General features: G+C 57.2%; 27 protein-coding genes and 1 other RNA gene. 10 read left to right on the top strand and 18 right to left on the bottom strand.

Annotation, left to right across the window (positions count from 1 at the left end; all coding sequences use genetic code 11):
- Positions 1 to 32: 32 nt before the first annotated feature.
- The 4 genes from JHC09_RS04005 to JHC09_RS03990 all read right to left on the bottom strand — a co-directional run bounded on the left by JHC09_RS04005 (position 33) and on the right by JHC09_RS03990 (position 1,849).
- The gene (locus tag JHC09_RS04005; protein ID WP_199530911.1) at positions 33 to 491 is read right to left on the bottom strand and encodes an NUDIX domain-containing protein; all 459 of its coding nucleotides are present in this window, start codon (positions 489 to 491) and stop codon (positions 33 to 35) included.
- Positions 492 to 621: 130 nt separating this feature from the next.
- On the bottom strand, positions 622 to 837 hold the full coding sequence (locus tag JHC09_RS04000; protein WP_169195178.1) for a cold-shock protein: 216 nt from the start codon (positions 835 to 837) through the stop codon (positions 622 to 624).
- 291 nt (positions 838 to 1,128) lie between these two features.
- Complete coding sequence (locus JHC09_RS03995; RefSeq protein WP_169195177.1) at positions 1,129 to 1,413, bottom strand: glycine zipper domain-containing protein; 285 nt, start codon at positions 1,411 to 1,413, stop codon at positions 1,129 to 1,131.
- Between the two features lie 73 nt (positions 1,414 to 1,486).
- Positions 1,487 to 1,849 carry a DUF423 domain-containing protein gene (locus tag JHC09_RS03990; protein ID WP_199530910.1) on the bottom strand — a complete coding sequence of 121 codons (363 nt, stop codon included), beginning with the start codon at positions 1,847 to 1,849 and terminating at the stop codon, positions 1,487 to 1,489.
- A gap of 74 nt (positions 1,850 to 1,923) precedes the next feature.
- On the opposite strand from JHC09_RS03990, the gene JHC09_RS03985 reads away from it, so the two are divergent.
- Positions 1,924 to 3,330 carry an MATE family efflux transporter gene (locus tag JHC09_RS03985; RefSeq protein ID WP_248308875.1) on the top strand — a complete coding sequence of 469 codons (1,407 nt, stop codon included), beginning with the start codon at positions 1,924 to 1,926 and terminating at the stop codon, positions 3,328 to 3,330.
- On the opposite strand, the gene miaA is transcribed toward JHC09_RS03985, so the two are convergent.
- Positions 3,327 to 4,220 (bottom strand): tRNA (adenosine(37)-N6)-dimethylallyltransferase MiaA, encoded by an 894-nt coding sequence (miaA, locus tag JHC09_RS03980; protein WP_349236461.1) that lies wholly within the window; start codon positions 4,218 to 4,220, stop codon positions 3,327 to 3,329. The genes JHC09_RS03985 and miaA overlap by 4 nt on opposite strands.
- 27 nt (positions 4,221 to 4,247) lie before the next feature.
- Between miaA and serB the strand changes: the two genes are divergently transcribed.
- Positions 4,248 to 5,120, top strand: a complete 873-nt coding sequence (gene serB, locus JHC09_RS03975) for a phosphoserine phosphatase SerB (protein ID WP_199530909.1) — start codon at positions 4,248 to 4,250, stop codon at positions 5,118 to 5,120.
- Positions 5,121 to 5,192: 72 nt separating this feature from the next.
- On the opposite strand, the gene JHC09_RS03970 is transcribed toward serB, so the two are convergent.
- The 4 genes from JHC09_RS03970 to JHC09_RS03955 all read right to left on the bottom strand — a co-directional run bounded on the left by JHC09_RS03970 (position 5,193) and on the right by JHC09_RS03955 (position 9,026).
- Positions 5,193 to 6,296 (bottom strand): protease modulator HflC, encoded by a 1,104-nt coding sequence (locus tag JHC09_RS03970; protein ID WP_169195174.1) that lies wholly within the window; start codon positions 6,294 to 6,296, stop codon positions 5,193 to 5,195.
- A 2-nt stretch (positions 6,297 to 6,298) separates the two neighbouring features.
- Positions 6,299 to 7,411 carry an FtsH protease activity modulator HflK gene (hflK, locus tag JHC09_RS03965; protein ID WP_199530908.1) on the bottom strand — a complete coding sequence of 371 codons (1,113 nt, stop codon included), beginning with the start codon at positions 7,409 to 7,411 and terminating at the stop codon, positions 6,299 to 6,301.
- Positions 7,412 to 7,475: 64 nt separating this feature from the next.
- Complete coding sequence (locus JHC09_RS03960) at positions 7,476 to 7,997, bottom strand: dihydrofolate reductase (protein WP_199530907.1); 522 nt, start codon at positions 7,995 to 7,997, stop codon at positions 7,476 to 7,478.
- A gap of 12 nt (positions 7,998 to 8,009) precedes the next feature.
- The gene (locus JHC09_RS03955) at positions 8,010 to 9,026 is read right to left on the bottom strand and encodes a DUF4424 domain-containing protein (RefSeq protein ID WP_199530906.1); all 1,017 of its coding nucleotides are present in this window, start codon (positions 9,024 to 9,026) and stop codon (positions 8,010 to 8,012) included.
- A gap of 200 nt (positions 9,027 to 9,226) precedes the next feature.
- Here JHC09_RS03955 and JHC09_RS03950 point away from each other — a divergent pair, with 200 nt between their 5' ends.
- Positions 9,227 to 9,652, top strand: coding sequence for an EamA family transporter (locus tag JHC09_RS03950; RefSeq protein ID WP_199530905.1), 426 nt, complete (start codon positions 9,227 to 9,229; stop codon positions 9,650 to 9,652).
- On the opposite strand, the gene JHC09_RS03945 is transcribed toward JHC09_RS03950, so the two are convergent.
- The 5 genes from JHC09_RS03945 to JHC09_RS03925 form a co-directional block, all read right to left on the bottom strand.
- Complete coding sequence (locus tag JHC09_RS03945; RefSeq protein ID WP_169195169.1) at positions 9,649 to 9,969, bottom strand: phosphoribosyl-ATP pyrophosphohydrolase; 321 nt, start codon at positions 9,967 to 9,969, stop codon at positions 9,649 to 9,651. The genes JHC09_RS03950 and JHC09_RS03945 overlap by 4 nt on opposite strands.
- Positions 9,966 to 10,760 carry a thymidylate synthase gene (locus JHC09_RS03940; RefSeq protein WP_199530904.1) on the bottom strand — a complete coding sequence of 265 codons (795 nt, stop codon included), beginning with the start codon at positions 10,758 to 10,760 and terminating at the stop codon, positions 9,966 to 9,968. The genes JHC09_RS03945 and JHC09_RS03940 overlap by 4 nt, the downstream gene beginning before the upstream one ends.
- A gap of 9 nt (positions 10,761 to 10,769) precedes the next feature.
- Positions 10,770 to 11,339, bottom strand: coding sequence for a DUF1003 domain-containing protein (locus JHC09_RS03935; RefSeq protein ID WP_199530903.1), 570 nt, complete (start codon positions 11,337 to 11,339; stop codon positions 10,770 to 10,772).
- A gap of 120 nt (positions 11,340 to 11,459) precedes the next feature.
- Positions 11,460 to 12,011 (bottom strand): hypothetical protein, encoded by a 552-nt coding sequence (locus JHC09_RS03930; RefSeq protein ID WP_199530902.1) that lies wholly within the window; start codon positions 12,009 to 12,011, stop codon positions 11,460 to 11,462.
- Between the two features lie 53 nt (positions 12,012 to 12,064).
- A complete protein-coding gene (locus JHC09_RS03925) occupies positions 12,065 to 12,643 on the bottom strand; it encodes a thermonuclease family protein (RefSeq protein WP_199530901.1) in 579 nt (192 codons plus the stop codon).
- 63 nt (positions 12,644 to 12,706) lie between these two features.
- On the opposite strand from JHC09_RS03925, the gene ssrA reads away from it, so the two are divergent.
- The 3 genes from ssrA (at position 12,707) to JHC09_RS03910 (ending at position 13,918) form a co-directional block, all read left to right on the top strand.
- Positions 12,707 to 13,064: a transfer-messenger RNA gene (ssrA, locus tag JHC09_RS03920) on the top strand.
- 107 nt (positions 13,065 to 13,171) lie between these two features.
- Positions 13,172 to 13,660 (top strand): ClpXP protease specificity-enhancing factor SspB, encoded by a 489-nt coding sequence (locus JHC09_RS03915; protein ID WP_199530900.1) that lies wholly within the window; start codon positions 13,172 to 13,174, stop codon positions 13,658 to 13,660.
- Between the two features lie 12 nt (positions 13,661 to 13,672).
- Positions 13,673 to 13,918: a ribbon-helix-helix domain-containing protein gene (locus JHC09_RS03910; RefSeq protein WP_199530899.1), complete on the top strand. Its 246-nt coding sequence runs from the start codon at positions 13,673 to 13,675 to the stop codon at positions 13,916 to 13,918.
- Here JHC09_RS03910 and JHC09_RS03905 read toward each other — a convergent pair.
- The gene (locus tag JHC09_RS03905; RefSeq protein ID WP_199530898.1) at positions 13,899 to 17,555 is read right to left on the bottom strand and encodes an AsmA family protein; all 3,657 of its coding nucleotides are present in this window, start codon (positions 17,553 to 17,555) and stop codon (positions 13,899 to 13,901) included. The genes JHC09_RS03910 and JHC09_RS03905 overlap by 20 nt on opposite strands.
- A 246-nt stretch (positions 17,556 to 17,801) precedes the next feature.
- Here JHC09_RS03905 and JHC09_RS03900 point away from each other — a divergent pair, with 246 nt between their 5' ends.
- The 3 genes from JHC09_RS03900 (at position 17,802) to JHC09_RS03890 (ending at position 21,646) form a co-directional block, all read left to right on the top strand.
- Positions 17,802 to 20,285: a UvrD-helicase domain-containing protein gene (locus tag JHC09_RS03900; RefSeq protein WP_248308874.1), complete on the top strand. Its 2,484-nt coding sequence runs from the start codon at positions 17,802 to 17,804 to the stop codon at positions 20,283 to 20,285.
- Positions 20,286 to 20,375: 90 nt separating this feature from the next.
- Positions 20,376 to 20,693, top strand: coding sequence for a heavy metal-binding domain-containing protein (locus JHC09_RS03895; RefSeq protein ID WP_182394088.1), 318 nt, complete (start codon positions 20,376 to 20,378; stop codon positions 20,691 to 20,693).
- A gap of 83 nt (positions 20,694 to 20,776) precedes the next feature.
- Positions 20,777 to 21,646: a 50S ribosomal protein L11 methyltransferase gene (locus JHC09_RS03890; RefSeq protein WP_199530897.1), complete on the top strand. Its 870-nt coding sequence runs from the start codon at positions 20,777 to 20,779 to the stop codon at positions 21,644 to 21,646.
- Between the two features lie 176 nt (positions 21,647 to 21,822).
- Here the strand turns inward: JHC09_RS03890 and JHC09_RS17045 are convergent, their stop codons facing one another.
- Positions 21,823 to 21,954, bottom strand: coding sequence for a hypothetical protein (locus JHC09_RS17045; RefSeq protein ID WP_282567598.1), 132 nt, complete (start codon positions 21,952 to 21,954; stop codon positions 21,823 to 21,825).
- 122 nt (positions 21,955 to 22,076) lie between these two features.
- Positions 22,077 to 22,211 (bottom strand): hypothetical protein, encoded by a 135-nt coding sequence (locus JHC09_RS17040; RefSeq protein ID WP_282567599.1) that lies wholly within the window; start codon positions 22,209 to 22,211, stop codon positions 22,077 to 22,079.
- 110 nt (positions 22,212 to 22,321) lie between these two features.
- Between JHC09_RS17040 and JHC09_RS03885 the strand changes: the two genes are divergently transcribed.
- Positions 22,322 to 24,145 (top strand): aminopeptidase P family protein, encoded by a 1,824-nt coding sequence (locus JHC09_RS03885; protein ID WP_199530896.1) that lies wholly within the window; start codon positions 22,322 to 22,324, stop codon positions 24,143 to 24,145.
- A gap of 43 nt (positions 24,146 to 24,188) precedes the next feature.
- On the opposite strand, the gene ligA is transcribed toward JHC09_RS03885, so the two are convergent.
- Entirely contained in the window at positions 24,189 to 26,570 is a 2,382-nt protein-coding gene (ligA, locus tag JHC09_RS03880) for an NAD-dependent DNA ligase LigA (RefSeq protein WP_199530895.1), read from the bottom strand.
- Between the last annotated feature and the right edge of the window lie 194 nt (positions 26,571 to 26,764).

Below are 26,764 nucleotides of genomic sequence, written 5' to 3'. Positions count from 1 at the left end.
CCGGGCCTTTTCTCTAATTCGAAAGGGATCGCTTACTTGCCGAGATAAGCCGTGTGAAACTTCACGGCGAGACGCGCCAATGAGCGATCGGCCAAAAGACGCTTGGCTTCTGTCAGCGTCGCCCAGTGGCGTAGACGCTGCCCTTGCTCACGCCAGCTCTCGAGCTGCTCGGTGACGAGAAGTGGGTAGAGATCGACATTCACTAAAGTCGCCCCTTCCCCGCCGGTGCTGGCGCGGTAGCTGCCAATAACGTCCTGCGAGATTGTGCCGACAACACCCGCCTCTTCAGCAGCCTCGCTCGCAGCGCTGTCCCAAGCAGTATAGCCAGGCTCAATAGCACCCTTTGGAAAGATCCACTTGCCGCTGCGGCGCGAGGTGATCAGCAGGAAAGCCATGCGCCCGTCGATGATCGAATATGGCAGAGCTCCGGCCTGACGCAACGCATCTGGCGTTTCGACGGCGGGGCTCCAATGCTTAAGCAATTCGCGCAAGGTCACGACCCTTTGGATAAAATAGGTTGGTCGCTCCTTGGCACAGCTACGCCGCTTGTGTCCACACCACAAACAGAAAGGGCCCCGAAGGGCCCAATCAAAATTCGTTATAACGAGCCGAAAAGCTCGATTAGCGTGCCAGTGCAACGTTTGCTGCGGAAACCTTGCCGTCACGGCCGGTTTCGAGTTCGAAGGTGACCTTGTCGCCTTCGTTCAGGCTCTGTAGGCCCGAGCGCTGCAATGCAGAAATATGCACAAACGCGTCTTTTTCGCCGTTCTCAGGCGAAATAAAACCGTAGCCCTTAGTGGTGTTAAAGAACTTCACGGTGCCCGTAATAGTAGACATAGCAAGACCTCGAGGTCGTAGATGCTGCTCGCGCAGCGTTGGGTGAGCCTGACAGCAAGTTGTCAGAACGTACATTTTCACCAGATCAGGAGGTAGCCTAGTTTCCGGAAGCCCGGTCGTTCAGTTAGCGCAAGTCGAGTGGCACGTTAGTACCGATTATCTACGTAGACTGAACAATTTTCAAGGCAGAACTCACTGTAAGTGAAAGACACCCGGCCGGGGGGCCGACCGGGTGTCTTACGCCCAAAAGGGCGTACGCCGCAGGGGGCGCTACGGCATCTAGAGACGGTGTTAGCCGCGCGGACAAGCCGCTACGTACTGCACACCTGTGCGTGGGTTGCGGTACACGCACTGATTTGGATTTCCGTTATAGTTACGGCTTTGCAGAGCATCGCCAGCAGCCGCACCAGCGATCGCGCCGATACCAGCACCAACGATAGCACCAGCTGCACTGCCGCCGGTGATTGCCGACCCTACGACCGCGCCACCGACGCCGCCAACGGTTGCACCCTGCTGGCTAGCAGTACATGCGGTGAGCGAGAGAGCCGCAACTGCGACCACCAAAATCTTAAGCATGGAATATCCTCCACGATAACTTCCGCGTCCAAAATGCGCGACATCCGTGAATGGTTCCAGAATTCCGCCCAAATTATTTATTTAATTTAGCGAGGCCCGCGCCACTTAGGGCAAATCCAAGCCATCCCAAAATCATAAGCCCACCGCCAATTGGTGCTGCACCTGCAAAAAGTGGTGCACTGAGAAACTCACGCAACGCCAAATCCGCGCCAAAAATCAGCGTCCCGAGCGCCAGAACTGCCCCCGAAACGGCGAAGGAACGAGACCGACCAAAGAGGCCAACCGCCAACAACGCAGGGCCATGGGAGAGAAAGACCGCCGCGATGGCAGAAAGATTGCGCGAGTCCACCATATGGGAGGATGCAGCCGCAGCAGCGACGCCGCTCGCCCCAAGCAAACCCGCAACGACAAGCAGGCCTCGATGCAACACAATCATGTCCAACTCCTTAGCCGCCCTTTTATAGCGCCAGCGAATGGTCTAGAGGATCACTCTCTAAGAGAGTATTGAATATGAGTGAGATGGTCGCGCCAATGCCAGAGCGTGCTTCGCGTGGCGCCTGGGGGCGGGAATTTATCGAGAGTTTTTCTCTCGCTTGGCCGCTGGTTATTGCTCAGCTTGCTCAAAACGCCCTGCAAACAACAAACGTCGTCATGGTCGGCTGGCTCGGCCCGTCCGATCTGGCAGCGGCAACGCTGGCCTCAACGTTCTATACCCCTTTCATGCTGCTCGGCACCGGGATCGTCGCAGCTGTATCAGCGCTTGTTGCACAAGCGCGTGGGCAGCGGGACATCAAGGCAGTGCGCCGTGTCGTGCGCCAAGGGTTCTGGGCGGCCCTCATGATTTGCGCGGTGCTTGTGCCGCTGATCTTACAGTTTCAGAACATTTATCAGCATCTGGGCCAAGACCTCGACACGCTCGCGCATGGCCAGAGCTACATCAATATTCTGGCGTTTTCCCTGTTTCCGGCGCTCGGCATTATGGTGCTGCGCTCGTTTTTGTCAGCGACCGGCATCACCCGTCCCATTCTGATCATCACCATCTTCGGCGTGCTCATTAATGGGCTGATCGCATACAGCCTCATCTTCGGCAATTTTGGTTTGCCGGAAATGGGCATTCGTGGCGCTGGCGTTGCCTCGCTCGTGGCGAACTTGGCGATGTTCGCCATGATGCTGACCTATGTGTTGCGTCACCGCAAACTTAAGCGCTTCAACATCCTCGTGCGCTTCTGGAAGGCGGACTGGGGACACCTCAAGGAAATCTTCCGCATTGGCGTGCCTATGGGCATGACGACACTGGCGGAAGTCGGGCTATTCACCGCCGCGGCGGTGCTCATTGGCCAATTCGGCACAGACGCGATTGCAGCCCACGCCGTCGCGTTACAATGCTCGTCGACCGCTTTCATGGTACCTCTGGGCTTGGGATATGCCGCAACTGTCCGCGTTGGCTTGGCCTATGGTCGCGGCGACAAGGAAGGCATTCGGCGCGCCGGCTGGGCGTCCTTTATCCTCGGAACCGGCTTCATGGTGTTCTCCTGCGCCCTGTTCCTGCTCGCGGGTCGACAGATTGCCGGGGTGTTTTTGGATCCGACGCTCGAGTCCAACGCCCATGCGATCAATCTTGCTGTGACCTTCATCGCAGTGTCGGGCCTGTTCCAACTGGTCGATGGCGCTCAGGTTACGGCAGCCTATTCGCTGCGCGGCCTGAGCGACGCGAAGGTGCCCATGTGGATCGCCATCTTTGGCTATTGGTTCATCGGGCTACCGACCAGCTATGTCTTGGGCTTCACCTTCGGCATGGAAGGCTTGGGCGTGTGGCTCGGTCTTGCTGTCGGCCTCGCCTTCGTGGCTGTGCTGCTGGTCGGGCGATTTGCCTATCGCGAACGCCTCGGACTGCTCAAAACACTGAACCCCGCCTAAAGCGGGGTTCCTCCAAGGCCCAGTCTTGGCCAATCAGCCATGCGGTTGCGGAACCACGTTCGCTGCCGCTTGGCATATTGATGGGTGGCAGTCGTGGCGAGACGGATCGCCTCCTCCTCATCCATTTCCCCTTTCAGCCAAGCCGCAATTTCCGGTACGCCAATTGCCTTCATGGCAGGCAGCATCGGGTCGAGGTTTTGCGCCAACACCGCCTTCACCTCCTCCACAGCGCCATTGTCGAACATATGGTCAAAGCGATGGGCGATACGCTCGCGCAGCACCTCGCGTTCGGGCCACATAACAAAGCGCTCAATATCGGCGTCAGCCAAAATTCCAGCCTGCGGCTCGTCTTGATAAGACGACAGCGCCCTGCCCGTTGCCCGCTTGACCGAGAGCGCCCGAACCACACGCTGAGGGTCAGCAACCTTGAGCCGAGATGCGGTGATGGGATCTTCCGCCGCGAGCAGCGCCATACGCTCAGCCTCGTCAAAATCGGCAATCTCTTCTTCAACCGAAATCATAACGGCTTGAGGCACTTCTGGGATGTCTGCGAATCCCTTCGTCAGCGCATCGAAGTAAAGTCCTGTGCCGCCGACAAAGATCAGCTCACGCGCTGGATCGACCTCTTGAATCAACGCATTAACTTTTCGGATATATTCGCCGGTTGAGAACCGTTTAGCGACAGGCACAACGCCATAGAGATGGTGCTCGGCCTGCGCTTCGTCTTCAACAGATGGACGCGCTGTCACAACACGAAGCGTGTTATAAACCTGCATTGAATCGGCGTTGATAATCACGCCGCCACCCGTCTGGGCGCGCGCGATTGCCAGCGCCGACTTGCCGCTGGCAGTCGGACCCGCTATCAGAACCACGCGCCTCTGGGCCATCATTTCGTTCTCCCGAAAGTCGCTTTATCCATGCCGGTTCTTTCCCTGATCGCCAACCCTGCAGACCCTGATTTCGACACCAAGCTTGCTCAAGCTGTCGTGGCGGAAATAGGCGGGGAACTCAACTGGCTGAACAATGGTATCGCCTGCGATATCATTGAGCCAAAAGCTGAGAACGCTCTCACCCTCGCACGCGAGATCATCGGCACGCGCGCCGTGGACGTCAATTTGGTGCCCACCGATGGTCGCCGCAAGCAGCTTCTTGTCGCAGACATGGACTCCACCATGATCCAGCAGGAATGCATCGACGAACTGGCCGCTGCCTTGAACCTCAAAGACAAGGTTGCCGAAATCACCGAACGCGCTATGCGCGGCGAACTTGATTTCGAACAGGCGCTAGACACGCGTGTGGCTCTCCTCAAAGGCCTTGATCGTGCTGCCATGGACGAGGTTCGTCGTGGCTCCATCACCCTCATGCCGGGTGGGCGTACGCTGATCCAGACCATGAAGGCCTATGGCGCTTACACCTCGCTGGTGTCGGGCGGCTTCACCTTCTTTGCTGACTATTTTGGCAAGCGCATCGGCTTTGACGAGGCCATCGCCAATGTTCTCGAATTCGACGGCGATAACCTCACCGGCACAGTGAGCAAGCCGATTGTCGACAAGACCACCAAGCGCACTCGCCTTGAAACACTCGCCCAAGAAAAGGGCCTGTCGCTGAGCCAGACCATGGCTGTGGGCGACGGTGCCAATGACCTCGATATGATCGCCATTGCGGGCATGGGCGTCGCGCTGCATGCCAAGCCGGTCGTAGCGGCGGCCGCAGGCTACCGCATCGACCACAGCGACCTCACGGCCCTGCTTTATCTGCAAGGCTATGACGACGAAGAACTCGTCCGCTAAGCCAACACCAAGATCCAATAGAAAAGGCCGGCGCAGTTTCCTGCGCCGGCCTTTATCATGTCTAGTCAGCTTTTACTGAGCTGCTGGTGCAGCAGGCTCGGCTTCAGTCGGAACCACTGGTTCAACGGGGGCCGGAGCTTCAATACCCACGGTTGGCTGCAAAGCCGTACCATCTTCCAGCGTGATGCTTGGAACAGTGGTGTCCTGCAGGCCAAGGCCGTCGAGGAGTGGCTCAGTCGGTGCATCGACAACTTCTGGAACAACCAGAGGCTGGATCGGAGCACCAGTGATTTCGCCGCGTTCTGGCAGCGCGCCGCCCGAACCGAAGTAGCTGAAGAAAGCGCTGTCTGGCGACAGAACCATCGTCGTGCCGGTGTTTGCCAGCGACGTACGATAGGCTTCCATCGAACGGTAGAACTGGAAGAACTCTTCGTTCTGACCATAGGCCAGCGCAAAGATACGGTTCCGTTCAGCGTCGCCCTGACCGCGGAGGATTTCCGCATCACGGGTTGCAGCCGCGACGATTTCAACCGCCTGACGATCAGCGATAGCGCGCAGGCTCTGAGCCTGTTCCTGACCACGAGCACGAAGCAATGCAGCTTCGGCAAGACGTTCAGCACGCATACGTTCAAAGGTCGTTGCCGAAACTTCAGCATCGAGGTCGGTACGCAGGATACGTACGTCGACAATATCGAGACCGAGGTTTGCCAGATCCGGACGGATCAGATCACGGGTTTCCTGCATCATCTGTGCGCGCTGATCAGACAGAGCGTCTGAGAATTCACGCAGACCGTAAACCTGACGCAGAGCCGCATCGAGGCTTGCGCCGATACGGGCTTCAGCGACTGCAAGCTGACCGGTCGCACGTTCACGGAACAGACGCGCATCAGCGATGCGGTAGGTCAGGAAAGCGTCAACCTGATAGAATGCGTTGCCCGACACCTGAACACGCATGTTCGAGATATCATAGCGTAGCAGACGATCGTCGATCATCTGAACGGTATCAACGAAGTCGGTCGGGATCTTGAAGTAGATGCCCGGCTCGGTGCGCACGTCGGTGATCTGACCGAAGCGCATAACAATGGCCTGCTCGCGTTCGTCAACGACGTAAAGCGAGGAGAAGACGACGTAGAGGGCGGCAAGAACCAGACCGCCGAGAACATAAAGACGGTTCATGATCAGTTCCCTTCAGTGGTGTTGCGCTTGCCCAATTCTGGCAGCGGCAAATAGGGAACAACGCCCGAACCATTTGCACCTGGCTCGATCAGCACCTTTTCGGAGCTGCCCAGAACCTGTTCCATGGTTTCGAGGAAGAGACGCTGACGGGTCACTTCTGGCGAATTCACGTATTCAGCATAGATCGAGTTGAAGCGTTCCGCCTCACCGGTAGCTTCCTGAACGACGCGGTTCTTATACGCAGCAGCATCTTCACGAGCCGCTGCGGCTTCACCGCGAGCGTTACCGAGAAGGGTGTTGGCGTAAGAACGGGCTTCTTCCTGAAGACGTGTCTCGTCCTGACGCGCACGCTGCACTTCATTGAAGGCATCGATAACGTCAGCTGGAGGACCAGCATTCTCGATCAGCACCTGGCTGACATTTACGCCGAGGCCGTAGCTTTGCAGCGTCGCCTGAGTGATGCGCAGAACTTCCTGCTGAATGCCGGCACGGTCGTCAGAGTAAATGTCCTGAGCCGGACGACGACCAACCGCTTCACGCATCGCGCTTTCAGACGCGTAGCGCACCAGCGATTCCTGATCGCGAACGTTAAACAGGTAAGAGACCGGATCGTTGATCGCCCAGAACACGGAGAACTGGACATTGACGATGTTCTGGTCGCCCGAAAGCATCAAACCGTCGCCCGCATTGCTGCGCGACGATGCAGTCGCTGCACCGATCTGGGTCTGATTGACGGTCGTGGTTGCACGTTCAACCGATTCAACAGGCCACACCATGAAGTGCAGACCCGGGCCCGAAATCTCTGGCTTGGGCTTACCGAAGCGGAGTTCAACACCCACTTCTTGCGGGTTGATGGTGTAGATAGAGTTGGACACCCAAAACGCTGCTAGCGCGAGGAAGCCGCCGATAAACAGCCACTTCCCACCTGGAACGTTACCTTTAAACTGGTCACGGCCACGATTGAGAATGTCTTCGAGATTGGGGGGATTACCGCCCGGACGACGCGGACCACCGCCGCTGCCGCCACCGCCGCTATTGCCGCCACCACCTGGCGCTTGGCCCCAAGGGCCGCCATTGTTGCGGCCGCCTCCGCCACCATTATTCTCCCAAGGCATCGCAATCCTTTCGGTGTCTAAGAGAAAATCTGTTCGTTCTTATATAGGCATGCGCACCCGCGTATCAATCCGCGAGCGCTTGGCGCGTTTCATAGACCTTAATGGAATATGGCGCGCCGTCTTTTTCCGACGGTTCAACATGTGGTTCGGCCACAACCTGCCAGATTTCTGGGTCGATCTGAGGAAAGACGACGTCGCCCTCCGGCTCAAGCTCGACATGGGAGATATAGAGCCGATCCGCCTTGCCGATGGCTTGCGCGTAAATCTCCCCGCCGCCGATGACCATAAGCTCATCAACACCGAGCGCGCCGGCCAAGCTCGCGGCCAATTCTATGGCTGCTTCAAGGCTTGCCCGGACATGGACGCCCGCTGGAACAGCATAGTCTTCTTGCCGCGTCACCACGATATGCGGGCGCCCCGGCAAGGGCTTAGGGAAAGTCTCGAACTGTTTGCGCCCCATGATCATGGGCTTGCCCATGGTGGTTGCCTTGAACCACGCGAAATCGGACGGAATGCGCCACGGAATTGTCTGGTCAGACCCAATGACACTGTTCCGCGCCACCGCGGCAATCAAGGCAAGCTGCATGGAATACGGTCCTCAGTTCATCAGCTGATCGGAATGGCGCAGCAGAAGGATGTCGATCTCTCCTGAGGCCCAGTAATCTGTTTTGACCATTTCAAAGGTCGTTGGCCCGATTTTCTTGACGCCGTCCCCACAAAACGACACCAGATTTTTCGGGTCGCCCTTGTCGACAACGAGACGGAAGTTCTCGATTTGCCCACCTGCCCAATTATTGCCGGTGGTGACGATGTAGGAAATCCAGTTATCCCAATAAGGGGCGTATTCCTCGCCCTTCGGAATGGATTTCCGCACTGTATTGCGGAAGCCTTCATCGACGCAGTACTTGGTTGCGTATTCGCCCTGCGGGTCCCAGCCGCTTTCCGGATCGCCGGTGAGCAGGACGTTGGTACCAACCGTACCGCCAACGCTTGGGCGGTATTTGTGCTCGACCACAACCTTATCATTGGCTGGGAAGGTCGCCTCCCAAACATAGGAGGCGCGATAGGTCCAGAGCGGATAGGTATCATCCTGCACCTTGCCCTCGCCCAAATCATAAACCTCACGCTGAACAATGCCGAGACGTTGAAGCGCGCTCTTGTCCTCCGCCGACAGACCATTGAGTGCGTCTTGGGTCTCGTCGGCGAAATTGACCAAGGGGACGCCCATGCTGGTCAATAGCGCGCTTCGGTCCACCCCGACGGCCACGGCATATTCATAAAGCGTCGCGGGAAGCTCATCGCCGTCGAAGGTCGTCACAAACTCAAAGAGGTTGTCGAGCGGCCCTGTCGGATAGGACACTGGGCTATGATAGGAAAAATCAATGTCGGGCATCGGGAAGGCAACGAGCTGCTCAATGTCTTCGTCGCTATTGTTGCGGAAGACATATTTTACGCGGATCTCGTCGACCGAGATGTAGAGTTCCTCGCTCTCCATCGAGATATGGTCATTGGTGACGAAGTTGAGCCCATTCGTCGTCAATTGAACCGACGTGTCATTGGCAACACTGGGTCCCACCATAATTCCGGCAGCCACCATAAGTGCGATGAAACGCATGTGAACTCCCCACTCTGCCCGCTCCTCGTGGGGAGCAGGACTCTCGTCAAAATGCCTTGTTCCGGTTTAAGCATGTTCAGCTGCGGCGCAAAACCAGCAAATTCGCTGAATTACAGCCGACGAAAGCTGACAGGGGCCTGAGCCTGCACTAGAGCATTCCTCAACACCGCATCCGGGCAAGTAATTAAAGCGCGCAAATCATGGTTCAGACTTGGCAATTTTGGGCGTTTCTGTCCGCAGTGTTTGCGGCGCTCACCGCCGTTTTCGGCAAGATCGGCGTCCAGAACATCAATTCGGACATGGCGACGCTGATCCGGACAATCATCATTCTGGCCATGACAGCGGCCATTGTCGTGTCTTTTGGCCATTGGCAGAAGCTCGAAACTATTCCCGGCAAAACCTGGGTGTTTCTGCTGCTTTCTGGCCTCGCCACAGGCGCATCTTGGCTGTGCTATTTCCGTGCGCTTCAAATGGGGCCGGCGTCGCAAGTCGCGCCCATCGACAAGCTCAGCGTCGTTATGGTCGCTCTCTTCGCAGCGCTGTTTTTCGGAGAAAAGCTGGCCGTGCACAATTGGCTGGGCGTGGCTCTGATCGGCGTGGGCGCAGTGCTCGTCGCGATCCCTTAATCGGGGCGATTGAAATAAGCGAACCACTTGCGGTCGAGCGCGGCATCAAGATCAATGCCATTGTGGCGCGCATAGAGCAGCATCATTGCGAGAAGGTCAGCAGCCTCATCATCGCGCTTCTGCTTGATCTCGTCTTCGCTCATGCCCTTGAGCCGCCCGCGACCCGATAGGCGAAGATGCTCGGCAGTCAGCTCGCCCAGCTCTTCTTGGAGTTTGAGGATGAACCAATCATCATTGCGTTCGACATTCATGCGTTCAGCATAAAGGTCGGAAATCTTGGCGACGAGACCGGTCAGCTCTTCGAGAGTGCGGCTCATACGGAAACCGACGCCTTAATATGCGGATGCGGGTCATAGCCCTCAAACGCAAAGTCCTCGAAGACAAAATCTTCCAGACGCTTGCGCTCTGGGTTCATGATCAGCTTGGGCAGTGGGCGCGGCTCGCGCGTCAGCTGCAACTTCGCCTGCTCGAAGTGGTCATTGTAAATGTGCACATCGCCAAAGGTATGGACGAAGTCGCCCACTTCGAGATCGCACACCTGCGCCATCATATGAGTCAGCAGCGCATAGGAAGCGATGTTGAACGGCACGCCGAGGAAAGTGTCCGCCGAGCGCTGGTAGAGCTGGCAGGAGAGCTTGCCGTTGGCGACATAGAACTGGAACAGACAATGGCATGGCGGCAGCGCCATATTGTCCACTTCCGCCGGGTTCCAGGCCGAAACGATGTGACGGCGGCTATCAGGCTTGTGCTTGAGGCTTTCAACAAGCGCACCGAGTTGGTCGATGTGACGACCGTTGGGCGCGGGCCAGCTGCGCCACTGCGACCCATAGACCGGACCAAGATCGCCGTTTTCATCGGCCCACTCGTCCCAAATCTTGACGCCCCGCTCCTGCAACCAGCGCACATTGGTCTCACCGCGAATGAACCACAGGAGTTCATAGATGATGGATTTCAAGTGCAGCTTCTTGGTGGTTAGCAGCGGGAACCCCTCTTGGAGGTTGAAGCGCATCTGATAGCCAAACAGCGATCGCGTACCGGTTCCGGTACGGTCCGACTTGTCGGCACCGGTTTCAAGAATATCGGAGAGGAGTTTTAGATACGGCTGCATGACCCATAACTAGCGCGATTCGCCGCCGAGGTGTTTCTCGATAAGTCGCGTCAAAGTTGCGATCTGCTCCTGTTGGCGCAAAATGAGACCGCGAATTTCCTCTTCGCGAAGCCGATCGAGTTTTTCATGCAGGGCCATGATCTCGATCTCCGATTTCAAATTCACCTCATAATCATGGGAAGACACCTCCCGATCCTTCGCCGCCTGTCGGTTTTGGCTCATCATAATGACAGGTGCCTGCACGGCCGCCAGCATGGACAGCATCAGATTGAGAAAGATGAAGGGATAGGGATCAAATGCCCGACCGGCCAATAGCAGATTGGTGGTCACCCAAAGCGCCAACACCACGCCAAACCCTGCGATAAAAACCCATGAGCCGCCAAAGGCCGCGACCTTGTCGGCCAACCGCTGTCCAAAGGTCAGACGGTCATTGAATTGCGCCTGCGTATCCCGCGATAGAGTGCGTCGCTCTATCGTTTGCTCAAGGACGTTGCGTTCCTGGTCGGTCAGATTTTCCATATCCTTGCCGAGGAACCTATCGGACGCATGCGCAATACGGGCGGCGGGATCGGAAGACATGGGTTTGTTCTCTTGCTTTATGGATGGAGCAATACTGGCACTGCGGTGGCGCAAGCCAGAGCGGCATCCTACTCCCATATAGAATGCTGTCAGCACCTGTCTCAGAGAGTATTGCCGACTTCAGGCGAGGCGACTGACGAACTCCGTCTCGTCCTTTTCCCAAACATGCGACTTGTCGATATGCGCCAGCGCCCATGCGAACATGGTCTGCATGCCACGCAAGTCCCGCGCCGCGACCGCTTCTTCCAAGATCTCGTTGATCCGCATCTTGGCGGGCAAATGGCCAAGAGGTCCGACACGCTCAAACTCAACACTTATGCCCTCATCAACCCAAGCGCCGACAAGAGCCGCGAATTCTTCAGAAATGAGGAAGGCGGTGAGCTCAAGAACGAGAATTGTGATCGTGTCATTGTCGAAATGCTCGGAGCGTATAACCACGCCGCTCCGCAACGGATGCCAAGCCTCGCCCAACTCAGGCAGGAAGAAGTAGCCGCAGTAAAAGCCGCGGCACACGGTTGGACGTACGTCATAAACGGTGCAGCCCTGCCCTTCGGCGCAATGCAGGCACAAAAAATTGGCGGGCTTCTGCAGTTCTTCCGTGCGGATTGGCGCAAAGGAACAGCAGGCGGTGCAGCTTTCGCAGCTACGCCCTTCAATTGGCTGCAATTCCATAGACCCCTCCAATTCCCCCGGACCTTAGAAGAGCGTGAATTGGGCCAGCTTGTCTAGCACCAGCTTTCGCGCTTACCGCGCCATGGATGGGCCAGACCTTCAGCGATCATAGTGTCTGCGATGGATCGGCCATTGCGCTCGACGATGCGCAGTTTGCGCCCGTATTGGTCTTCGTCACGCTCATAATCGCCCAGTGTGAAAGGCGCTGCATTCAACAGCGAGATAAGGCGCGTTGTTGCGCGCTGGCCCAATGCCGCTTCCTGCGGGCAAGATGGGCTGCTGACTTCGGGCGTATTCAAATCGGCGATGCGATATTTCACACCATCGAGCCAGAAGGTGTCGCCATCGACAACGCAGGTGACGCGATTTCTCGTACTGCAGACAGAAAAATGTGCGCTCATCCTAGCGGCTGTCGCCACCCCAGACGGCGCAACACCGGTCGAGGCAACAGCGCTGATCCGTGGCTCAATAAGCCATTGCGCCAACCCGCTGCGATCGACGCCCACAACGACCAAAGCGCCCAGCATAAACGAGCCTGCAATCGCATAGGCGATGGGGAATTTCACCCACCACGGCATGCGCTGGGATCGGCGCAAGCGGTTAGATCGTACGAGATAAAGGCGGGGCGGCATGGTTACTCCTACACAGAGCAACCTGACCTATCCGATCTTAATCCCGTGTGAATTTTATGCAGAGCGTTTGCATCCTTACGCCCAGTCACCTATATAGAAGGGGCTCGCAAGAGCTATGGCGATAAACTGTCATTGTAATAAACCCATCGGACCCGGGGGCAGTACCCGGCGTCTCCACCATCTCCCCTCTTTACGAGGTGAGCCAATGGGGACGAAACAGGATCGACGAGGGCGTAAAGAGTGTGCTTTCGCTCGGCATGGTACCACCGTTATCGGACTAAAACTTATAGTTGCAAATGACAACAATAAGGCTCCAGTAGCTCTCGCAGCGTAAGCTGCGCGACATCTGGGAAATAAGTCCTCCGCCCCTAGCCGGGCGATAGGCGGGGTTCGCAGGCACCTGGCAACAGAAGCCTGCACTCAATCTCCAATCCGATCGCAAAAATCCGTCTTTGTTCTTGAATTATCAGGGAACGTAGGGCTGATATGAGCCGTTCGGATTCGACACTACTCTCGGGAGAAGCCCCAATGGCCGAAGACCACATGCGTTACGATATCCTCACGCAAGAAGCGATGCGGGGCGTCGTGCGTAAGGTATTGGCGGAGGTGTCGCGCACCGGCCTTCCGGGTGATCACCACTTCTACATTTCCTTTGCGACCCGCGCTCCTGGCGTGCGCATCTCGGAAGAGCTGATCAAGCAGTATGATTCCGAAATGACCATCGTGCTGCAGAACCAGTATTGGGATCTCAAGGTCAACGAAGCCAGCTTTGAAGTGGGCCTGAGCTTTAACGGCAATCCCGAAATGCTGCTCATTCCGTACACCGCTATCAAGGGCTTCTTTGATCCGTCCGTGCAGTTTGGCTTGCAGTTTGATCCGAGCAACGTTGCCGATGATCAGCGCGACGATACCGGCTCTTCTTCCACTGCTGCTGCGTCGGAAGAAAATTCTGCCGAACCGGTCGAAGCGAGCGGCGAAAAAGTCGTTTCGCTCGACGCTTTCCGCAAGAAGCCATAAGTCGTCTCGGAGATGGACAAACGCTCCTTCTCCATTGTCGGCCACCGCACATCGATTGCGTTAGAACCCGCGTTTTGGGCTGGGCTTGAGGCCATGGCACAACAGCGCGGGTTAAGTTTGGCTGGCCTCGTCAGACATATCGACGAAACCCGCGACACGCAGAACCTATCTTCTGCCGTGCGTTTGGCCGTATTGGCCTATTATCGCGATGGCGAAGCTTTGGCTCGCTCCACAGACCCTAAGGCAAAGGCCGAATAGTCGGCGCGAAAAGCGTGGGATTCTGCGGGGCATCGGGCGCGCTCTGAATGAGCATTTCAATCGTCTGCTGATCAAAACTTGGCAACATCGGCTCCGGCGCGACGAGCGGCTGGGAGAATGGCGGCACTGGCTCTGCCTCACGCGCCGCTTCCTCCTCGGCGGCAAGACGCGCGGCTTCTTCCTCAGCAGCTATGCGTGCTGCCTCTTCCGCAGCTAGGCGGCGCTGCTCCTCAATACGCCGGTTCCGATCTTCCGCCGCTGCACGCTGCCGTGCCTCGTCTTCAAGACGGAGCGCATCTAGGCGATCCAGCTCAATCTCATTGGCGCGCACCTGCACGGCAGCGGAAATTTCTGAGAGATCGAGAGTGGCTTCGGGGGCAGAGACAGTCCCGCCAAGTCTGGTGAGAATGCGCGCATTGTCGAGCTCAACCAAGCCGCGTGGATCTTCAAACGCTTTCGGCATCATAACGAAAGAGCCGCTGACACCCATATCGTTGAGCGCCAACTGGAGCGAGCCCGAAAGGGTGGCTGCCTCACCGTCAATAAACATATTGCCCAAGCGCACTGTGCCGCCCGCAATCGTGAAAGCGCCCGGTGCCACAGCGGCACTAAATTTGCCCTCGGCCAGAGCCGCACGCATGACGGTTTCCAAAACGTCTGGCGGGGTGTTGAGAACATCGTCGACGTTCACGAGTGCTGGATAGACCGCCGTAGAATGCCCGGCGACGCCGAATTCCTGAATGGCAAAATTGCCTTCCCCGGAGAGGCTGCGCACCACCTCGGCCAAGCTTTGCCCTGCCCCTTCAAACTGGCCGCTGCCATCGAGAATGCCGGAAAGACCCAGCTCTGGTGCCACGGCATCAATAGTGACGCCGGTCATGGTCCCGCGCCCAGAAATGGTCCGTTCGCTCAAAGCGCCAGCGCAACAATTGACGAGGTTCAGCGAGAGCTTGCCGCCGCCCAATGCGGTTTCAAAGCGCCCCAGCGTGGCCGATTGCTGGTCCCAGAGGAACATAAAACTGGTATCGCCGCCGATCGTCCGCCCATCAAGGCTCAGCTCGCGGGCGATGACTTCAATATTGCCACGCGTTTGGCGGGGTGCGAGCGCGGTGGCCAGGGGGCCTTCTGGCCAGACGCCATCTGCCGCACCGATAAGCGCTTCGCCTCCAAAGAGGAACGCTGCCAGTGCGGTTGCGTCCACACGATCGGTGGTGATGGTGCCGCCAAAGCCCGGCAATTGTCCGATCATCTGCATGCTGACGTCGCCACTAAAGCGGGTGTCGCCTGACGCGCCGGTAATCTCAGAAAGGGCAAGGCTGCGACCAGCGACAAATTCCATGCTGGCGCTGGCTTCCACCGATGGCAGCTGTGCGCCGGACACGCCAACCAATGCCGCCAGCCCACTGCCATCGCGCAAGATCACGTCGGCCGTGCCCGTGCCGGACAGAACAGCGCCATCGTCAAAATCGAAATCGCCATAAAAGGCGACGACTTGCCCGTCCTGCCCCAGAGAGAGACGGCCAGTGAAGCCATCGGCGAGTGTGCCGTCAACAAAGGCGCTGCCGACCATGGCCTCATCGCCGGTAAACAACGCTGGCCCGGTCCAACCGAATTGTTCGAGCAGCGCGAGGCTATCCTGCGCCTCAATCGAAGCGACAACAGAAAGTTGGCCCTCGCCCATGTGCGAGATGGGCCGTTCACTCTCGACGCGGACGTCCAGCGCAGCCTCGGCAATTGCGCCATTGGCGGTAATGGTCTGGCCACTGCCCTGTTCTGCATCGGCCAGCACAATCTGCAAATCGGCTGGCATGGCCAAATCGATGGCTTGTTGCCAATCGAATGGCACATTGGCCATTTCATAGAGTGCCGTGAGGCCAGGCGCGCCCGCCTCTTTGAGATTTAGGCCACCCGAAAGCGTGACATTGGGATCAAGCAACGATCCGCTTAGACGCACAGTGCCGTTAAAGCCGACCCCGCCCCAATCATCGACCGATAGGCGCGAGAACCGGATAGCGTCGCGCGACCATTGCGCCTCGCCGACAAGGTTTTGCGCGGGCAGACCGAGCACATCGAGCGCCTGCGCCTGCACTGAGAAACTGCCATCGGGGAAGCTGATAAGGAAATTGCTGTCGAGCGAGGCATTGGGCGCGAGCGCAAAGAGCGCCTCGCTCAGCGGCGCATCGAGGTCTCCCAAGCGCAGCACAGTGTCCAGTCTCGGCTCTGCGCCAAACCCAATGCGCAGGTCCAGCCCATGATCCTGCCCGCCCAAGGCGATCCAAGCATTACTGAGGCCAAAGGCGTCAGAGCCCAAACGCACGCGACCGTGCAATTCCCCCGGAACGCCGAACAGTGGGTTGTCGTCGCTTGGCTTGCGCCAAAGCGCTGCCAGTGCGTCGAGACGCTGCGCCCGCATGACGATGTCGCCCATGACGCCCAAGCTTCCGCCGGCATTGGTCACCTTGCCCGAAAAACGGGTTTCGGTCTGACCGGGCAAAAGCCCGATGGCTTGCGCAATGGTCCAGCTATCGCCGTCCGTCGTTGCTTCAACGCGCAAATTGCGCAGCGAGAAGCCACGCATCCCAACCTCAGCAAGGTCAATCTCAAGCTTGCCTGCCATTTGGGGAATAGGCGGAGCCGGAATTTCGCCCAAGAGGCGGACGAATTCATACGCCTGTTCGGCTGCAACTTCGCTTGCATCACGCGGCGGGAGCGAGAACACGCCCCCCGAAACCATAATGTCAAAGAAGCGCGTTTCCCCCAGCTGCACATTGGCCGTGCCGGTGAGCCGCATGCCCGAGCGGTTCTGATCTGGGCTCAACGTAAACCCGGTCAGCGACACCCGATCGGTGGACGCGGTAATCTTGGTTTCGAGCACCAGATCGCCCGTAATGTCCTTAGCCGCCGTGGCGAGCTGTGGTGGCTGACGATAGGTCAGCGTGCCATCAAACTTAGGGGCGAGCCCACTTTCAAAAGAGCCATCGGCATTAAAAACCGTATTGGTCGCGAGATCGCGCACCATGGCCGACACGCGCGCTGCACCCTGCGCATCGCTGGCCCCAGAGTTGAGCCGCAGCTCATAGCGCCCATCGGCATAGTCGGCATTGCCCTGAAACTGGAATGGCCCACCAAAACTAGAAAGCCGCAGATCGCCTGACAGATTGGAAACAGTGAAGGTTTCGTGGCTCCGCACATCATTGAGCCGCACACTGCCATCGGTAATGCTGGCGTGGCCCAGAGCGACACCGGTTCCGGCGTTCGACATATCAACGCCACTGGCCAAGAGACCATTCTCGTCGATGGTGAAATCAACAACGGGACCAATCAGCGAAACCGAGGTGGCGTTATAAATATCGCGCAAAAAGTCCATCAGCGCGAACTCAGCTTCAACCCGCCGAACCGTTGCCGCCGGATCGGTGGCCGGGCCCACCACCACATCGTCAAACTCAAGACGCGGGGTCGGCAACAGTGAAAACGCAATATCTCCGCGAATGGACACATCTGTGCCAAGCACTTGGCTGGCCAGCACTTCCATGCGGTCGCGATAATCCGCCCAGTGGATGAACCGGGGCAGAATGAAAGCTGAGCCGAGCACCACGATAGCGAAGATGCCGACCACGATATAAATGCGATTAAGCAATGTTGTGCCTGCCCCGGACAATTTGGAGCGAAGTGTAGGCGCTTGCGGCCCCCGCGCAAGCCATAGCCGCAATTTGCGCAATGAAAACGGGAGAAATTTCCAGCTCCGCCGCTGACGGATCGGTGAAAACACCCGCTTCTATACAGGGGGCGGCGCACTCCCTATATTGCAATGAGAACAAAATGAGATTCGACGAGGCTTGGCGACGTGGCAGCGATGCTGTGTGCGCCTTGGAAACTTTCGCTAATGGTCGACCACGCGCCCCTGCCCCGCCCCAAAGCTGGCCCCATCACAAGCCAACTGAACCGTCAGCCGCCGGTTGATCGGAATATTCCCGATTATCTGCACGGTCTGAACCCGGAGCAGCGCGACGCCGTGCTGACCACGGAAGGCCCGGTTCTGGTTCTGGCGGGCGCGGGCACAGGCAAAACGCGCGTTCTCACCACCCGTATTGCGCATATTTTGAATACCCGCATGGCCTGGGGCTCGGAAATTCTCGCTGTGACCTTTACCAATAAGGCCGCAGCGGAAATGAAGAAGCGCATCCATGATCTGGTGCCTCAACTCGACGGCCTGCCATGGATGGGCACGTTTCACTCGATCGGCGTCAAAATTCTGCGCCGCCATGCCGAACTGGTTGATCTCGAACCACAGTTCATTATTGTAGACACGGACGATCAGCTCAAGGTCATAAAAGAGATCTTAGAAGCCGAAGGCATCGATACCAAACGGTGGACGCCAAAACAGTTCGCCGGAATGTTGGACGCTTGGAAGAACCGCGGATGGCTTCCAAAAGACGTGCCGAGCTATGAAGGCGAGCACTTTGCAGACGGCAAAGCGATCAAGCTTTACTACGATTATCAAGCGCGTCTCAAAACTCAAAATTCCGCTGATTTTGGCGATCTTCTGCTCGAATGCATCCGCCTCTTCCGCGAAAATAAGGACGTTCTAGCCGAGTATCATCGCCGGTTTAAGTATATCCTCGTGGACGAATATCAGGACAGCAACACGGCCCAGTATCTGTGGCTGCGTCTGCTCGCTATGGGCAAGCCTGCGCCGGAAGCAAACATCTGCGTGGTAGGTGACGACGACCAGTCTATCTACGGTTGGCGGGGCGCTGAGGTGGACAATATCCTGCGCTTCGAGCAGGATTTTCTCGGTGCCAAGGTTGTCAAACTCGAGCGCAATTATCGCTCCACTGCCAATATTTTGAAAGCCGCGTCGACCGTCATCGCCTATAACGAAGGCCGCTTGGGCAAAACGCTTTTCACCGACATTGCCGAAGACGGCGAAAAGCTGCTGCTCACGTCCGTTTGGGACAGCGAAGAAGAATCGCGCCACGTTGGCGAAGAAATCGAACAGCTGCAGCGTGACGGCGAGCAGCTCAACGATATCGCCATTCTGGTGCGCGCCTCGTTCCAAATGCGTGAGTTCGAAGAACGCTTCATTAAAATGGGCCTCAATTACCGAGTGATTGGAGGCCCGCGTTTCTATGAGCGGAAAGAGATCAAGGATGCTGTTGCCTACTTGCGCGTAGTGCGCCAGCCTGCAGATTCCCTCTCTTTCGAACGTGCTATCGGTGTGCCCAAACGTGGCATCGGCGACACCACAGTCAAAACCCTCAAAGAAGCGGCGCGGCTATTACAAATGCCTCTGCTCGAGGCGACCCGACAACTTCTACAAACTGAAGAAATCAAGCCAAAGCAACGTACCGTTCTAAGAGAGCTCATTTCTCAGTTCGACGAATGGAGAGCCGTAGGTTTGCGGCGCTCAATACAAGCAGTCGAGCTGAACGAGGATGGTATAGAGATCTATGTCGATGCAGAAAGTGATCCGATCCCACCCAATCAACTTCTAGAACGCATTCTGGACGAGAGTGGCTATACGGAAGCCCTTCTCAGGCCGCTTACCGACGACGAACTCGAGCTCATGGCTGAGGGCAAGATTGTTAAGCGCAGTGCCAAAAATGGGGAAGAGCAAGGTCGACTAGACAATTTGAAAGAATTGGTTCGTTCGCTAGAAGACTTCCCTAATTTAACAGGGTTCCTCGACCACATCTCCCTCGTCATGGATCGTGACGCAGGCGACGCCAGCGATGCTGTTTCGATCATGACGCTGCACTCGGCAAAGGGTTTGGAATTCAACACAGTCTTCTTGCCCGGCTGGGAGGAAGGCCTCTTCCCCCATCAGCGCTCCCTCGACGAAAGCGGCAAGGCTGGGCTCGAAGAAGAACGGCGCCTTGCCTATGTGGCCATCACCCGTGGCCGCAAACGCGTGCGCTTGTCTGTGGCGCAGAACCGCCGCATCCATGGCCTCTGGCAATCCGCCATTCCAAGCCGTTTCTTAGATGAACTTCCCCCCGACGTGGTGGAGGTGAAAGACACCGGCTCGTCCTATGGCGGCTATGGTTATGGTGGTGGCGGCGGCGCATCGAGCCGCTTTAATAAGATCGATCCATTCGAAAGCGTCTATGAAACGCCCGGTTGGAAGCGTGCCCGCGAAAACCAATCGAGCCGCAAGGGCGGTGGCCCCATGACGATTGAGGGCAATCTCGTCGCCCGCTCGGTCAACACCGGCAGTCAATCGAGCAGCTATTCGCTCAACGACCGCGTCTTCCACCTCAAATTCGGCTACGGCACAGTCACCAATGTCGAAGGCAATAAGCTGACGATCGATTTTGAGAAAGCCGGAACCAAGAAGGTTTTGGAGAGCTTTGTGAAGCCGGGCTAAGAGCCCGGTTTTTCTTCATGCTGCCCTATCCATTCGTGAACTCTGCTCCCATTTAAGCGTTGTGCCTGCACACACTTATGGGAAGAAAACATGATCCTCTCCACCACACCCACTCTCGAAGGCCGCCCCGTCTCGCAATATCTTGGCATTGTTACGGGTGAAGTGATCGTCGGCGCTAATATCTTCAAAGACCTGTTTGCCGGTATTCGCGACATCGTCGGTGGCCGCGCGGGCGCTTATGAAAGCACACTGCGCGATGCACGCCGTGAAGCGTATCGCGAGCTGGAAGAAGAAGCCCGCCGCCTCGGCGCCGACGCTGTTGTGGGCATCGATCTCGACTATGAAGTGGTCGGTCAGGGCGGCTCCATGCTGATGGTTTCCGTCTCCGGCACGGCCGTAAAACTCTAATTCCGCGCGGGCAGGACACACTGCGCCATTGACTTGGACGCCTCTCCTGCCCCAATGGCACCGAACTCCAATAAAGGTCGCCCATGTCCGTCGAACAAGTCTCCGTCGCTCTCACCAAAGAACAGGCCTATGCGCTGGTCGACGCCGTGTCTGAACGCGACGATCTGGCCACGACCGTGTCGTGCCACGAGAACGAAGAAACCGGCGAGTGGATCTTTGAGGCCGGCTGCGAAGACACGCCAAACCTCGAAGCGTTTAACGAAATCGCTCAGCAGGTTCTCGGCGGCGCGGTGACCTTTACCGTCGAAGAAATCGACCCGAGCATCAACTGGGTGGCCAAGTCTCTCGAAGGCCTGGCTCCGGTGATCGCGGGCGGCTTTTACGTCTATGGCTCGCACTCGACCGACCCGGTACCCGAAGGCCTGATCGCCATGCAGATCGACGCCGCACAGGCGTTTGGCACGGGTCACCACGAAACCACCACCGGTTGCCTTGAAGCCATCGACATGATCCTGGGCACGAAAAACCCGCAGAACATGATCGACGTCGGCACCGGCACGGGCGTTCTCGCCATTGCATTGGCCAAGAAGCTCAACCGCAGGGTGTTCTCGACCGATATCGACCCGATCGCTGTCACCACGACGCTCGAAAACGCTGCCCTCAATGATTGCGCTGAACTGATCGAATGCATCGAAGCGACCGGCCTCGACCATGAAGAGATCACCTCCCGCGCGCCTTATGATCTGGTCGTCGCCAATATTCTGGCGGGCCCGCTCACCGAACTGGCTCCGGGCGTTGGCGCTGTGACGCAAGAAGGCGGCAATGCCATCTTGTCGGGCATTCTCAACACTCAGGCGCAGGGCGTTATCGACGCTTACCTCGCAGCCGATTTCAAGCTGGTCGAGCATCTCAAGCGCAAGGATTGGACCACGCTTATTCTCGAAAAGAACTAAGCAGCTGCGCCTCAGAAATAGAAAAGCCTCCCTTCGGGGAGGCTTTTTTGTTGGCCCGTCGATCAAATGCGCAATGCGGCGCGAGCCAAAATGCAAAGGTCCAAAAACAAAAAATCCCCGAAGGTGGCTCCGGGGATCGTCTGGTCTAGATTGTCAGCGTAATGCTTGCAGCCGCCTTATGGGCGCTTAGTAACCGCGCCAATCAGCTGGTGCTGCATGCGGTAGCTGACCTGGCGGGTAGCTTCGCGACCACGGCAGTCAATCAGACCACCCAGTGTGCTGCGGAAGCTATTCTTGCTCTCGGTCATTCTCTACTCCATGCGACGGCGGCAATCCGTTGCGCCGTCTGTGCGTTTCTCTATTCCATCCGCGCCATTCCAGTTAGTGGGGCGCGAACAGATCAGCTATGCCTTTTATGCAAGGCGACCGATTAGATGTCGGTATTGTGCTTCTGAGCAGCCTTGGTCTTGGCATCGAACTGAGCAACATAGCGTTCAGCCTGCTGTGTGCGAGCATCAACGATGGCATTCAGGGCGCGGCGGAAGAAATTCTCTTGCTTCGTCATTTTTCTCTCCTAGTGTTCGACACTAAGATAGGCATTCTTCGGGCTACAACCAGTCCGATAAAGACAAGCCAGCTATGCCCAGAGCGCAGCACGGCGCAGGATTTGTAAGCATGACAGACCGTTCTTTCCCGCCCACGCAGTTTCAGAGCTTCGAGGTCAAGAGTGACCCAAGCCAGGTCGCGCCCCGAGTCGCTCAGTTGCGCGCGGCGATGAAAGCTGCGGGCGTGGATGCCTTCCTCATTCCACGCGCTGATGCGCACCGCGGGGAGAGCGTGCCGGAATGCGATGCGCGCTTGGCATACCTCACCGGCTTTACCGGCTCGGCGGGTCATGCCTTGGTCACAGCGGATAAGGCCGCGCTTTTTGTCGACAGCCGCTACACCTTGCAGGCACCCGCGCAGACCGACACAGACGTTTTTAAAATCGAGGAACTGGCAGTTGGCTCGGCCAGCCCGGTACTGCGCGATTACATCGCCGAGGGCGCGACCCTTGCTTACGATCCCTGGCTGCACACTCCGGGCGAAATCCGCACCTTTATTGATGCGCTCAAGGGCTATGCCAAGGTCGTTCCGCACACCAATCTCGTCGATACCATCTGGCACGACCGCCCGGCAGCGCCCATTAGCCCGATCGAATTCCTGGGCCACAACCGCGCCGGCAAAACCGCGCAGGACAAGCTCACTGATCTGCGCAAAACGCTGAGTGACGAAAACGCCGCTGCTGTGGTGCTCACTCTGCCCGAAAGCATCTGCTGGCTCTTCAATATGCGCGGGCGCGACGTGCCCAACACGCCCTTCGTTCTTGGCTTCTCCATCGTGCCACAATCCGGCACACCGAAGCTCTTTCTCGACGAAGGGAAGATCACGCCCGAGATTAAACAGGCACTTTCTGGCATTGCCGAGATCGAACCAGTAACCGGATTCTCTGCCGCTCTTGCAGCTTTCGGCGCAGATGCGAATAGCGTTCTAATCGACCCACAATCTGCCCCCGCTGCCGTTGCCGAAACGCTGACCAAAGCCGGCGCCAAGCTCATCGAAAAGCGCGATCCGATCCTTGGGCCCAAGTCGCGCAAGAACGAGGTCGAACTCTCCGGCATGCGCGAAGCGCATAAGCTCGACGGCGTTGCTCTCGCCAAGTTCCTGCATTGGTTCGATACCGAAGCCCCCAAGGGCAATCTCACCGAGATCGGCATCGTCACCGCGCTTGAAGCCTTCCGCCGCGAGGAAGAAACCTGCGTCGACGCCAGCTTTGATACCATTTCCGGGTCCGGACCAAACGGCGCCATCGTCCACTACCGTGTTACTGAAAAGACCGACCGTCGCCTCAATCCCGGTGAGCTGATGCTCGTCGATTCAGGCGCGCAATATCTCTCCGGCACCACCGACATCACCCGCACGCTCTACACCGGTTCAGCCTCACCCGAGGAGATGGACCGCTATACGCGCGTGTTGAAGGGCATGATCGCTATTTCCATGGCGCGCTTCCCTGTCGGCACCAGCGGCGCAGTCATTGATGTGCTGGCGCGCCAATTCCTCTGGCAGGATGGCATCACCTACACCCACGGCACCGGCCACGGTGTGGGCCATTTCCTCGGCGTCCACGAAGGGCCGATTGGCATTTCCAGCCGCTACACGGCGCCCCTAGAAATCGGCAATGTGCTCTCCAACGAGCCGGGCTACTACAAGGCCGGAGCCTATGGCATCCGCATCGAAAACCTGATCGTGGTCGAGGAAGCCAAATCCTTCCCCGGCTATCTGGAGTTCGACACCATCACCCTCGCGCCCATCGAAACGCGCCTCATCGACCAAAGCCTGCTCACCACGCCGGAGCGCGATTGGCTCAACGCCTTCCACGCCAAGGTGTGGGACGAAATCAGCCCGCGCCTTACGGGCGAGGTGAAGGAGTGGCTCCGCCGCGCCACCACAGCGATCTAATCAAACCAAAGGGCAGTCTCTCGACTGCCCTTTTTACATTCGGCTATTTCGCGACCCGCTCAAACCACTCGTCTTCCGAGATCACCTCAATGCCGAGGCTTTCCGCCTGTTTGAGTTTAGAGCCTGCCCCCGGCCCCGCAACCAGAAGATCGGTTTTGGCCGAAACCGAACCCGCAACCTTCGCGCCTAAACGCTCTGCCATTGCCTTGGCTTCGGTGCGTGTCATCTTCTCAAGACTTCCCGTGAATACCACGGTTTTGCCCGCGACGACGCTATCGGCCGAGATCACCACCACATAGGGCTTTGGCCTCACCTCAAGCAGCAAATCGTTGAGCGCAGAGACGTTCTTGTCATTGGCAAAAAATGACATGATCGAAGAGTGCACTGTCTCCCCAATACCCCCGATTTCCGGGAAGAGCGCGTGCCCATCTTCGTGGTGTGCCGCCGCAAATGCGACATCGCGGAATTTTTCAATCGTGCCAAATTCCTTGGCCAAAAGCGCCGCTGTGGTTTCACCCACATGACGAATACCGAGCGCAAAGATGAAGCGATCGAGCTCAGGTTCACGACGCGCATCAATAGCATCGAACAGCTTTTTGACCGAAACAGCACCAAACCCGTCAGCGTCCTTGAGCTTCTTGAAACTCTTGGCGTCTTCAGCCTTTAGGGTGAAAATATCCGCGGGACGCTTGATGCGACCTTCTTCGTAAAACTGGCTGATCTGCTTGTCGCCCAAGCCATCAATGTCGAGCGCATTGCGCGATACGAAATGCTTTAGGTTCTCGACGGCCTGTGCGGGGCAGAACAACTCGCCCGTGCAGCGACGCACCGAGTCGAGCTTACCTGTCTTCTCATTGATCTCGCGCACAGCTTCGGAGCCGCATACCGGGCAAACATGGGGGAAGACGAAAGGCTCAGCGCTTTCAGGGCGATCTTTGATAACGACATTGACGATCTGTGGGATCACGTCGCCCGCGCGCTGCACAATGACGGTATCTCCAACGCGCAAATCCGCACCATCGCGGATGGGCTCGCCCTTATTACCAATGCCTTTGATATAATCTTCATTGTGCAGCGTCGCATTTTCGACGACCACGCCACCCACAGTAACGGGCACCAGTCGCGCCACCGGCGTTAACGCCCCCGTACGGCCAACCTGAATATCGATCGCCTCAAGCCTAGTGAAGGCCTGCTCTGCTGGGAATTTATGGGCAATTGCCCACCGAGGGGCGCGGGCGACAAAGCCCCAGCGTTCCTGCAAGTCAAGTCGATCGAGCTTATAAACCACGCCATCAATGTCGTATCCGAGCGCCGCGCGCTGCACTTCAATACCGTGGTAATGGGCAATCAGCTCTTCGGCGGACGTCGTGCGGATCATCAGCTGATTTGTAACGAAGCCCCAAGATTTTAGCTTCCGAACGAAATCAAACTGCGTTTCGGCCGGAGGCTGCGGATTACCCGCGCCATCCTCTGCCAGACCCCAGGCATAGGCAAAGAAATTGAGTTTCCGGCTCTTGGTGATTTCCGCGTTTTTCTGGCGCAAAGACCCCGCAGCGGTATTGCGTGGATTAACGTAATCCTGCCCACCGAACTTGGCGGAATGCTCCTTGAGGCGCTGGAACTCGGCGTGGTTCATATAAACTTCGCCGCGGATTTCGATCACCGCAGGCCAGCCCTCACCGGTCAGTTCGTGCGGAATATCGGCAATGGTTTTGAGGTTTTCGGTGATATCTTCGCCCACTGAGCCGTCACCACGCGTTGCGCCCTTTACGAACACTCCGTTCTCGTAGCGCAGCGATGCAGAAAGCCCGTCGATCTTTGGTTCAGCCGTGAACTCAAGCTTGAACTCCGGGTTGCGCAGCGTATCGGCCATGAAGAACTTCTTCGCCCGCGCCACAAAATCGGACACATCTTCATCGGTGAAGGCATTAGTCAGGCTCAGCATCGGCCTGCCATGGCGCACATTGGCAAAGCCATCGGCAGGTGCAGCACCCACAGCTCCGAGCCTACGCAAATAAGGTTTGTAGACCTTAGCTTTTTCTACAGAGAAAATGTAGTTGAAGACGTTACGGAAGGAGTCATACGCACCGTCCGACATTATAGGCTTCGAGTCTACGTAATATGACTCATCGGCCTTCTCGATGACACCAAGCAAATATTCACTTAGCTCGTTTTCTTTCGTGATCGCAGAAAGAACCAAGCCTTGGAGCTTAATTTCCCGCTCCTCCTGAGACAGGCCAATTAGAGGCTTATGAGCGCGATCATATATCCACTCTAATCTGCCAACATCTATGTTTTTTAGGATGTTTACGACGTCAGACTTCCGCGTATTAGGATATGCAGAAACCCAGTCATCAGCGATTGCGTTGATATATTCACTTCTTTGGTGAGAACTTAGCTTAGGACGAGTTGGTAGATCGCTCATCTAACACCACCTGGATACCAACTATACTTTACGTACAATGGGCAACAAAATCACCGGTTCCAGCGCAGATAACCGGCCCGTTTCGTACGGACGTCTACTGAACTTATCCAGCAGACGCCACCCGAAACGAGTGACCGATACTCGATCGAAGTGCAAAATCGTGTCAGCAGTCGCTGGCACCAACAAAAACCTAA

The organism is Devosia sp. MC532 (assembly GCF_016461625.1).
GTDB lineage: Bacteria > Pseudomonadota > Alphaproteobacteria > Rhizobiales > Devosiaceae > Devosia.
The sequence above is the reverse complement of the archived record's forward strand: the minus strand, read 5'-3'. Positions and strand labels throughout refer to the sequence as shown.